We start from the raw sequence: 1,803 nt of genomic DNA, 5'->3' as shown, positions 1-1,803 counted from the left end.
TGGACTTCGGCTTGGTCGTCGGCGAGCACGACTCGGCCGTGGTCGAGATAGGCCTGCCAGAACGCCTGAATGTCGCCGTTGCGGAGGTGGTCGAGGGCGGGGTGTTCCCATTCGTGGCGTTGGCGACGGTTGATCGTGAGTTCGCAGCGCTGGTCTTGGACCGCTCGCAGTAGGGCGGCAAATGAGCCGCCCGCTTCGATCTCGGGGAGTTGGTGGTGGTCGCCCACGACGATCACTTTCGCTCCGGCGCGGCGGGCGTTGGTGATGACGTGGTGGAAGTTGAACGTGCCGATCATGCCTGCTTCGTCGAGCACCACAACGGACCGGTCGTTGAGGTCGTTGACGTTGAGTCGTTGGATCGTGACGGAGTCAATCCCGGCGCCTTCGCAGAGTTCTCGTGCTGCTCGACCGGTCGGACATGCACCGACGACGTTGTAGCCGGCGGCCTCGAACACCTCGCGGACTGCGTTCATCGTGTACGTCTTGCCGGTGCCGGCTTTGCCGACGACGGCTTCGACGGCGAGGCCTTGGGTGGTGAGGCGTCGGACGGTGTCGGCCTGGTCTGGGCCGAGCGTGGTGTTGATGTTGGCAATGTAGTGCTCGACGAATCCCGGGTCGACGACACCTGCAGTGAGCGTTGGGTCGGGGGTGAATAGGGCGGTGAGTTCGGCTTCTTTGTTGATCAGTGTGCGGGTGGTCCAGCGTTGCTCCCACGCGACGTGGTGCTCTGATTCTTGTGGGAGCGGGACGAGTTCTCGGTGTGCGAGCACGGCATCGGTGAGCCGCTCGAGAAGGCGTGCCGAGCCGGTGCCGCCGAGCTGATCGGCAACAGCGTTCTGGACACCGAGCCGGTTCACGATGGCGTCGGTTTCAGGAAGCTTGTGGCCAATACGAGTAGCGAACTGGTCAATCGTGAGCTGCTCGTGGGCGATCGTGCCGTGATATTTGCTGTGCGTCTGGATCGAGATGATCGAGTCTTTGGCGAGCACACCGTCGGCGGTTCGGGTCGCGAAGTCGCGTGACGCTGGATTTGCTGAATCGAGCAGATGGTTGATGTCGTCGGGTCCGTAGCCGATGCTCTTGGCCTCTGCGAGCCAGAGGGCGTCGAGGGTTTCCTGGTCGATGTCGTGCTTGGCGGTGCGCGTGTCGAGCGCCGCCACACCAGCTGCCGCGGGACCGGACTTGCCGGTGCGGGCAAGTTCGGTTTCGATCTCGGCGCGCCGCTTCGAGAATTGGCGACACACCGTGTCGGGGATGCCAATGATGTCGGCCAGACCCTTGTGGACCTCGGTCCATTCGACGCCGAGACGCTGAGACAACTCGTTGCGCAGCACCGACTGATACACCGTTCCGGCGGCGATCTTGGACTTGAAGATCGCTTGCCCGTCGAGCGCAGACCATTTGCCGTCGGGGCCTTTGGTCATGTTAGCGATCAGGACGTGGGAGTGGAGTTGCGGGTCGCCTTGGCGGCTCGTGCGATGCCGGAACTGGGCTGCGATGAACCCCACACCCCGAAGCCGGCGGGTGCCCCACTTGTCGAACTCGGACGTCTTGTCGGGGTGGGTGTTGGACCCGCGCCGCACGAAACACGCTTCGCGTTCAAGCCAGCCCAGCGCTTCAGCGACCGCGAGATCGGTTGCTTCGACGACCTGGGCACGCACGAGCGGATCCCCGAGCGCATACAGAATCGACACCGATTTGGGTGCGGAGAACGTCAGATCGAAACCGGGAACACGATTCTTGAACGTCCGAACCTGCGTGTTGTTCGGTGTCAGACCGGTGCCCGGGGCGAGCCCCGCGAGC

The 1,803-nt window shown here is 63.6% G+C and carries 1 protein-coding gene; it reads right to left on the bottom strand.

Going from position 1 to position 1,803, the window contains the following annotated elements; all coding sequences use genetic code 11:
- The coding region (gene mobF, locus ACH2EI_RS00665) for a MobF family relaxase (protein ID WP_395158834.1) at nucleotides 1-1,803 on the bottom strand (1,803 nt) is incomplete at both ends.

This window comes from Ilumatobacter sp., assembly GCF_041688325.1.
Lineage (GTDB): Bacteria > Actinomycetota > Acidimicrobiia > Acidimicrobiales > Ilumatobacteraceae > Ilumatobacter_A.
The sequence above is the reverse complement of the archived record's forward strand: the minus strand, read 5'-3'. Positions and strand labels throughout refer to the sequence as shown.